The following is a 9625-nucleotide window of genomic DNA, read 5'->3' on the forward strand; positions in this document are numbered from 1 at the left end:
TTTCAGCGCGGCAGCAGCCCGCGCGCCGTCTTCGTGAAGAGCAGGCGGTTCGCGACGTAGGTGTGGATGCGCTCGGAGCGGTCGAACGGGCGCCAACGGGCCGTCTTCGACCCGACGACGTCGAAGCCGAAGAGCTCGTTCTCCTCGCCGTCCCTTGTGTAGTCGGGAAGGCTGAACCCTGAAGAGGGGCCGAGGTAGGCGTACACGGCACCGTCATCATCGGAAGAGCCGTTGTAAGGCGCCCCCACGATCAGGTCGTCGTACGTGTCCCCGTTAAGGTTGGCGCTCGCAATGGACCAGCCGAACTTGGCATCCGTGCTTCCCGGTCCGATGACTATCTTGTCGGGCGTGGAAAGCGTCCCGTCGCCGCTGAGCCCACGGATGCTGGTTCCGGAGTAGACATAGACTGCCCCTGTGTCATTGGTTGCCTGATAGTATCCTGGCGCTCCGACAACGGCATCGTCAGCGTAGCTCGAGTCGCCGTCGAAGTCGCCAGCTGTGACTGAGAGTCCTGTGTAGTCTCCCTGGTTCTGTCCCTTGAGGGTGATGTTGGCATCCTCGCCCTCCGACACAGAGACGCTGACGGCCATGTAGTCGAAATCCACATCCTTGTTGGCGGATGGGTTAATGAATCTGAAATCGAGTCCACTGATCTTGCTCCAAGAGTCAACGCCGAGAGCATATATGTCGGCGGAGTCGTTGTAGTCGGATCCCTGGTTACTTGGGACTATCCCCGTGTCCACCCAGTTTGAGCCGTTGTGGATCTCGATCGGCTCTGTTTCGGAGTAACCAGCTTCCGTCTTGTATTGAACATACAGCATGACGCCTGTTATCGGTCCACTCATTCCTGTTGTGTCGAAGTTTACTATCCACATCCATCTCGTTCCGTCTCCGATGACCTTGTAGTAGACTTCGTTGTCACTCGTAAGATTGTCAATGACCTGGTTCGTGTTGTCCCCCACGAAGTGTTTCTCATAGGTCGTTATGTTCCCTCCCTGTCCGGGCACTGGGAACCATGCGTCCATGTCCGTGGCACCTCTGTAGACGAACGCCACGCCCTTGTCCGTGTGACTGTCAGAATCATTAAGTGGTGCCCCCACGAGCACATCCTCGAAGCTATCCTCATCGTAGTTCATCACCGCGACAGATGATCCGAACCTCTCGCTGTCCCCCCTCTGCAACGAGGCATCTGGCGTGTCCTCCGTGGGCGCTGTGAGTGTCGAGTACACGTATACTCGCCCTTGGTCGGTACTGTACGTGGGCGCCCCGACGATGGCATCGTCATTGCTGCTCCCGTCCACGTTGCCCGCCGCAACTGTCCAACCGAATTGCTCTCCGTTCGTCACGCTCTCGATGTCCACATCGACGCCGTCCCCATCCATGTCAGTTCCGTCGCCACCGTAGAATGCGTAGGCCCTGCCGCCATTTGCTGAAGACTCATCATTCGATGGTGCACCGACGAGGAGATCGTCGTACCCGTCACCGTCGAAGTCTCCTGTGGTGATGTTCCATCCGAAGTTCTCGCCGGAGCTCAGCGCGTGGTAGATGACACCAGGTGGTGAGTGGTCCGAGATCCCGGAGGATGACCCGAAGTAGATGTAGACCGCCCCATCGCCATCATTGTAGTACGGGGCGCCCACTGCAAGGTCATCATACCCGTCGTCATTGAAGTCACCACCCGTGAGGGAGTATCCAAACCTCTCGTCCTGGGATGAGAATAGGCTGAGGTCCACGGTTGTATCGAAAGCTGCGGATCCGTAGTAGACGAAGACGGCACCGTCGCCCGCCCCCGCGTCGTAGCCCGGAGCACCAACTATCACGTCATCGTATGTCCCGTCATTGTTGACGTCTCCTGCCGCAACCGCGAAGGAGAACCGGTCGCCGTTGCTTGTTCCCCCGATGTCGTAGTTCGACCCAGCGAATCCGTCCTCCATCAGCCACATGTGCCCGATGTCGTTGGTGTTCTCTCTGGCTCCCCCTATCACATCCATTTCGCCCGATCCACTTCCGTCCACGTCGCCCATGACCACCGCTATTCCGATGAAGTAGTTGTCAGCATTGATTCTGATCCAGTTGTCGAAAGCTGCGTTGCCTTGTCCCGCCTCTATCGCATAGATCATCCCACAGTTCGTGTAGCCACCGTTCTCCGAGAAGGGCGCTCCCACGAACAGGTCCTCATCACCGTCTGAGTCGGTGTCTCCCATGTCCGTCGAATATCCGAATCTCCCGTCCCCGAAGCTTGAGTCAGGGCTACCCGTCAGATCGGCGGTCCCATCGAAACTGGAGCCCGAATCACCGTAGAAGACGTATATCCTGCCCTCGTAGTCGTTCGTACCGTTGTACAATGGTTCACCAATGATGGCATCATCATCAGCTCCTCCCCCCTCATTGAATTCACCAACCGTTACAGACCAACCGAACGTCCCATTCTGATTGCCAGATGGAGGATCCAAGACGCCATCGTTGTTCGTGTCCATTGTGGTTCCGGTCGCGCCGAAATAGGCATACGCCCGCCCGTCGCTCGAATTGTACTGGGGTGCAGTGATGACGACGTCGTCATAGGCGTCCGTGGGACTGTTGAGGTCGCCCGTGTCAATGGCGAATCCGAACTCCCCGTCTGAGTCTGGGGCAGTGAAGGTCTTGTCAGCCGTCGTGTCCATCGAACTGGCACCATAGTACAGATGGGCTCTGCCTGTATCGCTCGAATATCCCGGATCGCCCACAATTAGCTCATCGTATCCATCGTTGTTGACATCTCCAGACGCGACCGCAGCGCCGAACCGCACGCTACCCGAGGGTCCGAGGAACATCAGATCGTAGGAATCGTCGACCGTCGAGCCGCCGAAGAAGAGGAAGACAGCACCCGTGTCAGAGGATCGTCTCATCGCGTTGCCAGGAGCTCCAACGGCAAAATCCATGGCATTGTCCCCGTTGAAGTCTCCAGTCGTGATGTTGAATCCTAGTGTCTCATCTTGCCCGTTGTTCTCCAGAACGACTGTGGGGTCTATCGCCACCGGGTAGCTGGCATGCTCGAACCAGGATGCTGGACAGAGCACAGAAAGGACGGAATCCTTCGATTCATATGAGTATTCGCAATCTGCCATCCTTCCTGACGCATCGAGAGCGAAGGGTCGTGGGGAATAGAAGGGCATGCTCGATTCGGTGAAGAATCCCACGCCCGAAGACGTCCTGAAGCTCTTCTCACTGTTTATCACAGCAGGCAGGGAATCCATTGAGGACAACGTTGGCGCTTCAACTTGTAGGGGGCGTATCCTGAGACCATCGGTCACGGTCAAGGGTACGGGGAACTCCAGATACTCAATTCGAGACCAATCGAGATTCATTTCCTCGTTCACTAGGAATTCCTCCTTCATCATCGAATCGAAGAAGCTGTACGCCACCGAGACGTCCAGGCCGTCAAACGAATCTCCGTATTCTGCTCTATTGCCCTGAGTCCGGAGTTCGACGTCTTTCAAGAGCGCAAGGGTGAACGATTCCTCCCCACTGGCTCTGATTTCTGGTGGGAGAGCCCAGAGGATGGATTCGCCCTTGTACTCCAGTTTCCCCAAGATTTGCGAGGATGACCTGGGGGCAAGGAAGGCCGTGTAGTCCCCACTGAATCGTGCGTCGTAACCGCCGTAGTCTCCTCTTGTCAAGGACCTCGTGCCGACCGCATCGTCCTTCCTGTCCGCCCAGCCCGTCACCTCGAAAAAGGCGGGGAAATCCTGTTGGAAGCCCAGTCCGGCAATGTCGATGGAAACCTCCATGTTCTGCAGGTCCAGCGCGACGTTCGCAGCGTCCAGCGTCACCCACTGCCAGCTGCCGGGGCCGCCCATGTGCTGTCTGAAGATGCTTCGGTCCACGAGCGGCTCGCCGTTCTTGCCCGCCACCTCCACGAGATGGTCGGCGCCGATGCTTCCCACGAAGTAGCCGGTCATGGCGTCGTCGTCAGAGTCGATGTATATCCTCACGGTGTCCTCGCCCCTCAGGACGGGCGGTGGGATGCTCGGACCGACGTAGATGCGGATGTCCCGGCCCTGTGCCGTCGTCTCGATCCAGTAATCGCTTCCGCCTGGCCACTCGTTCTCGCCGTCATTGTCCACATCGCCTCCCTCCGCGATGTCGGGCGTACCGTCATTGTCGAAGTCGAGCGGGTAGTCATCCTCATCGTCGGGGATGGAGTCCCTGTCCGAATCCGGCCTCGGAGCGACCGGGTCCGGCAAGTACTTCCCCTGCTGCGGGGTGAACGTCCCCTCGAGCATGCGCCCGCCGACCCTCACGTAGAAGAAGGCGTCGTCCTGGGTGGAGTTAAGATCGTACTGCCTTATGTCCACGTTCTCGTACCCGCCGGTCGAGAGCTCGTTGGGACCATCGGTCATGACGTTAGTCCAGTCCGAGAACCCGCCGTCCACGACGTACCTGGACGGGACGGAGCTCACGTACGAAAGATCGTGGTCCGTCGGCACTGACTCCAGCGTGGTTGCGCCCGCCGATATCATAACGTCATCGGGGGACACTATCCTGAAGCCCACAGTGGCACCGCTTGGGGCGGAGCTCTCGAGCATAACGTCGACAGTAAAGTCCGTCTTCGCCCCCGGCGCGAAGGAATGGCCGATGTTCTGGAATACCACAAGCCCGTTCCCGCTCACGGAGCCGGTCCACGGCCCTCCCGACCCATCGGTCGTGTCAAGCGTGATGGACTGGACCTCGGACGCTGGCAGCGTCCCCAGGAGTAACCCTCTCACCGTCTCGAGCGTGAGAGCGCCCGAGGCGTCGGACTTGTATCCGACCTTCTTCAATCCTAGCATAAGAACGGTCTCCGGGGTCTGGGTCTCAATGACCTCCTGGTCCGAGCTCTCCTGCGTGATGTGCATTATGCCCTTCGCGCCAGCCATTCGGTAGTCGGCGAAGTCCACGTCACCGCTCCAGTCCTCCATCTGGAAGACGTAGAGGGCCGTATCTGGGTCCGGGAGAACGCTCTTGGGAATGGCGATCTCGATCTTGTTGGCGTCCTCGCCCTTGCCGAGGGCCACAAGCGCGGAGCTCTCATGCTCCCAGGCATTCCAGTCGGTCTGATCCTGACCTATGTATCTGTACACGGCATGTATCCTCGCCACAGAGCCCTGACCCTCGTCCCGGCCAACGACCTGGACCAGGCAGTCCGCGCCCGTCCCGGCGACCGCGTATCCCGTCTCGTCGCTACCGTCGGAGTCGATGAACACCCTCAGGAAGTCCCCCATCTTGCTCTGGAGATCGCCCGCGAGAACCTGATTCCCGGGCTCGACCTGCAAGTACAGGAAGACGTAGAACGCCGACTCATCCGTCTCCACGCCAGTGGCGTTGATGTCCACGTTCGGGTTTACACCAGACGAGCGGGAGTACAGGATTGCATCGTCGCCCCAGTCCTCGAAGTAGCCGTCGACCCCGAAGACCCTCGGTCCGGGGCTCTCGGGCATGAGGAATGCGGTGCTCAGCAGGACGATTGCTATGAGGGGAACGATGTAGACCTTCCATTTGCTCCTCCTGCTTTCCCTTACGAACCGCCCCGACCCCAGGCCATTCGTGAAGCCGCTCCCGTTGGTAAGGCCGTTCGTGAGACCGGACTTGGCGTTCGCGAGCCCGTTGACCAAGCCGTTCACCCGCCCAAGACCGTTCACCAGTCCCTTCGCGACCCTTTTGCGGGGAAGACCATTAGTCAGGCCGGCGCCTTTTCCGATGCGGGCTTCGGCGGCCTTTCCCTCCACTGTCCGGTCCCTCTTCCTTCTCAGCAGATCATCGACACCCTCATCGGTTATGCCTTCCTCCTCGCCCATCGATGCTAGGTAGTCGAGGATACCCTCGTCCTCGCGTTTCCCCTCGAATCTGGCGAAGTCGGTTCCGCACTCCGGGCATTTCTCGGCGGTCGCGAAGGCCTGCGCCCCGCACAGCGGGCATATACGCTTCTTGATCTCTGGCACCTCAGCCTCGACCTTCTCGGCCGCTACCTTCTCAGCCTCCACCTTCTCAGGCTCGATCTTCTCAGGCTCAGCCTTCTCTATTCCCTCCTTGGACGTCAGTCTCTCGTAGTGATCCTTATCGACCTGCTTGGCGACGAGCACGAGCGCGTTCTTGTAGGACTCCGTCGCATCTTCCGTCCTGCCGAGCTGGGAGAGGGCGTATGCCCTGCCGTTCCACGCGCCCATATGGTCCCGATCGAGCTCAAGGACCTTGTCGAAGCACTCCAGACCCTTCTCGAACTCGCCTATGTCGGCGAACAGGGAGCCTCTCGAGAACCATATCATCGCGTTGCTCGGGTCCTTGGCCAGAAGCTCCTCCTGCCTCTTGAGCATCTTCACTACTCTGTCCTCTTCCGTCTCGGCCGACTCAGCCACGACGATCCTGCCGTCAACGAGTCGGTAGCCGGTGTATTTCGGCTCGTACGAGATTCCCCTGACGAAGAGCAGCCCGATTCTCCTCTCGACCCTGTCCTCCTTCCTCTCCCTGGCGAAATCGATCACACCGTCGAAGGACTGATGGATGCTCTGGACGATATCGTCCGGATGCATGCCCTTCTCCAGGATGAGCAGTGAGGCGATGTTCTCCGTCCGCAACCTCGTGCGAAGCTTCTGGGCGAACGTGTAGACCTCGTTCGAACCGAACATCTTCATCGACGGGGACAGGACGTCGAGGACCGCCCTCCTCTTCGGATATGGGGCGAGTCTCTTCGTCGCATCTGTTATCGCGATCTCGAGGTTCAGCAGGCTCTGGGAGGATCTGAAGACCGCGCCCTCGATCTGAACACCGTCCGTCCTCCCCTTCTTGTATGAATACCAGTCCACGATGACGAGGGAACCTTCCTCCTCGTGGGCCTCGCATTCGACCCCGTGTTTCTTCATCTCCTCCCGGAACTCGGCGGGAGATATCTTGCTGAGGACGACCATGACGCCCTCGTATGCCTTCAGCCCCTCGGCGAGGAACTGGTACGCGAAAAGATCTTTCTCGTCTCCCGCCGCCCCCTGGAGGACGACCGCCGTCCTCTCGCCAATCCCTTCTGGCAAGAGCAGCTCAAACCCCTTGACTCCCATGGACACCATGTCTATACCCCTTCAACCTTCACGTCACTGGAGACCTTCATTCCCTTGTTCGTTATCAGAAACGGATGAACGCAAATATCGTGATTCGTCAGCCTCATCTTGCGGACGACTATCGTTCTCCTGAGCTCGCCCTTCACGTTGTCCAGGCCCAGATAGATGAACGAGTCAGCGATGAACTGCTCGATGCCGAACCTCGTGAGCCTGCCCTCCTCGCCCGCCTCGGTGACGAGTATCGAGGTTATCTCCTTCTCGCTCAGGAACCTGCCGAACTGGAAGAGCTCCCGCCTGAAATCGTTCAGGTTGTCATAGTGCAGGCCGAGGACCGCCAGCGAATCAACCACGAGGCGCTTCGCACCTGTCGCGTCGATCAGGCCTGTGAGCATGGACTCGAGGGAATCGAAGTCCAGGAACTCGTCCCCCTGGCTCAGCTTCCTCATCTCCCCCATGTCGATGAAGCTCAGGGCGCCCTTCGACTCCGGTCCTTCCGGCCTCATGCCGAAGTTCCTCAGGGTCTCCCTGAGGGTGCGCGCGGATTCCTCGTAGGAGACGTATATGCTGGGCTCGGAGAACTCCTCCACGCCGTTGAACACGAAGTGCAGACAGAACAGGCTCTTTGCCGAACCCGATGGTCCAGAGACTATGTTGACGCTGTTTCGCGGGAATCCCCCATCCACAAGGATGTCAAAGCCCTCGATTGCCGTGGGAACTCTATCCATACCCAGACCTCCCCATTTTCAACAAACTGTTGAATAGATATTGCCTCGGAGTATTAGAACGTTTTGGCACCCTACATTTCCTGTGGAAGGGCCCACGGAAGTGAGTTCGCGGGCAGTCATTCGCGGGTCGGGCTCGCGGTCAAAGAAGAGGATGAGCCGAGAAAAGCGAAGGACAAGCGAAGAAACAGCATAGCCCGAGCGAAGAAACAGCGAAGGATAAGCGAAGTGAGAGCGAGGTCAAAGCGAAGTGAAAGCGAAGGAATCCCCGGGAAGACCCCACTTAAGCGTTCCGAAAAGGCATCATACCCCACTGCGCGGGCGGGAACGGAGAAACTACGGAGGTATCTCGGAGGTATCTCGGAGGAATCCCGGAGTAGTCCCGGAGGAATCTCGGAGGAATCTCGGAGGAATCCCGGAGAAACACCAGAGGAAATACGGAGAAACACCAGAGAATCGATAGTCGTAGGAGATCGTGCGGACAAGGCGGCTCAGGACTCGACCCCGAGTATTCTCATCAGGCTCTCGCCGCGCTTTGGCGGGAGTTCCCTCTGAATCACAACGCTCAGGAGGTCGTCGGCGGCCCTCGTCCCCATCGCTCCTCTCAGACGGAGGACGAAGCTCTCCAGGTCCTCAAAGCTGTCGCAGCCTTCGGCGGGGCGGGAGATCCCCAGCTTCTTCGTCAGCGAACGCCCCATGGTCCTCTCCGTCGATGCAGCGAGAGAGTCGCATATCACCTCGACCTCTCCGCTGCTCACGGTCGCCTTCTCCTCGTACATGTACACGCCGCGCCTGACCTTCTTGACGTATCCCCGCGATACCAGCCTGCTCGCGATGGTCGCCACGATCTTGCCGTCGAACCCGAGGTCGGACGACATCTCCGAAAGGCCTACCGGCCGATTCGCCCTGTCGACCAGGTAGTTGAGAATGGAATCAGTCTTCGATCTCCTTGCCGCTTTCATCGGACTCACCGAATGACGTTATCACGCTCGTCAGGGGCTCAGGCGGGATCTTCAGGCTCGTGCGCCTCCCGCCGATCATGACATGTATCTCGGCCTCGCGGGACCTCGACATGTGCACCTCGGGACTTAACCTGTCGCCCTCGAGCTTCTTCATCAGGAACCGCTTGAACTGCCTCAGCCTCTTCCTGTTCTGGCTCTCGATGCTCGATACCTCGTCCGTGGGGAAGTACCGCTTGAACCGCCCGTCTATCACCGGGACGATCATCCCCAGCCGTTCGAGCGTCGCCAGGCCGGACCGGGCCTTGCTCCTCCCGCCGTCCAGCGCGGCGGTCAGGTCCTCGATGGTGGACCCCTGCCGTTCCAGGACGGCCCTGAAGAGGAGATTGACATCCCTGTCCCCCATCCAGTAGAACGCCTCGATGGCCCTGTCGCCCGAGATCATCTCTGCGGGGTAGTAGATCGTTCTCCCGCTCACGACCTTGCCCTTCACGTACCCGCTGAGGATGAGCTTCTGGATGTGCCACCTCACGGTCGGGTTGCTCAGCTCCAGACCGCTCGCTATCCTCTTCTGGTGGCTGCACGGGAAGTCGCACAGGAACTGGAATATCCGCAGGCGGTTCGGGTTCATGAGCACCGAGACCGGGCGCCGCTTCTTCTCCCCCTTCTCGTCCGCGCCCTCGCCAACGATCTCCTTCAGGGCCTCTCCCATCTTTCTAGGCATCCCTCTCCCTACCAAAGATCGTACTCCTGAAGTATGAGCTCGATCACTCTCTCTGGATCCACGTCCCAGGAGTCCTCCTTGAGGAGCGTGTCCACCGTGCGGTATATGTTCGTGAGAGCCTTTCCTGATAGCTTGGCGGTCTTCTCCTGGGGGATT

4 protein-coding genes are annotated in these 9625 nt (G+C 59.1%); all 4 read right to left on the reverse strand.

The features are described from left to right. Positions 1-2 precede the first annotated feature (2 nt). Entirely contained in the window at positions 3-7073 is a 7071-nt protein-coding gene (locus tag LN415_08905) for an FG-GAP-like repeat-containing protein (GenBank protein ID MCJ2557205.1), read from the reverse strand. Positions 7074-7075: 2 nt separating this feature from the next. After that, complete coding sequence (locus LN415_08910; protein ID MCJ2557206.1) at positions 7076-7789, reverse strand: hypothetical protein; 714 nt, start codon at positions 7787-7789, stop codon at positions 7076-7078. 488 nt (positions 7790-8277) lie between these two features. Continuing rightward, positions 8278-8748, reverse strand: a complete 471-nt coding sequence (locus tag LN415_08915; protein ID MCJ2557207.1) for a hypothetical protein — start codon at positions 8746-8748, stop codon at positions 8278-8280. Further along, a complete protein-coding gene (locus LN415_08920) occupies positions 8720-9469 on the reverse strand; it encodes a winged helix-turn-helix transcriptional regulator (GenBank protein MCJ2557208.1) in 750 nt (249 codons plus the stop codon). The genes LN415_08915 and LN415_08920 overlap by 29 nt, the downstream gene beginning before the upstream one ends. Between the last annotated feature and the right edge of the window lie 156 nt (positions 9470-9625).

Source organism: Candidatus Thermoplasmatota archaeon (assembly GCA_022848865.1).
GTDB lineage: Archaea > Thermoplasmatota > Thermoplasmata > RBG-16-68-12 > JAGMCJ01 > JAGMCJ01.

What these genes read in the sequence shown, in the direction of transcription:
- LN415_08920 (MCJ2557208.1), bottom strand. Translation starts at nt 9,469, where the DNA reads ATGCCTAGAAAGATGGGAGAGGCCCTGAAGGAGATCGTTGGCGAGGGC.
- LN415_08910 (MCJ2557206.1), bottom strand. Translation starts at nt 7,789, where the DNA reads ATGGATAGAGTTCCCACGGCAATCGAGGGCTTTGACATCCTTGTGGAT.
- LN415_08905 (MCJ2557205.1), bottom strand. Translation starts at nt 7,073, where the DNA reads ATGGTGTCCATGGGAGTCAAGGGGTTTGAGCTGCTCTTGCCAGAAGGG.
- LN415_08915 (MCJ2557207.1), bottom strand. Translation starts at nt 8,748, where the DNA reads ATGAAAGCGGCAAGGAGATCGAAGACTGATTCCATTCTCAACTACCTG.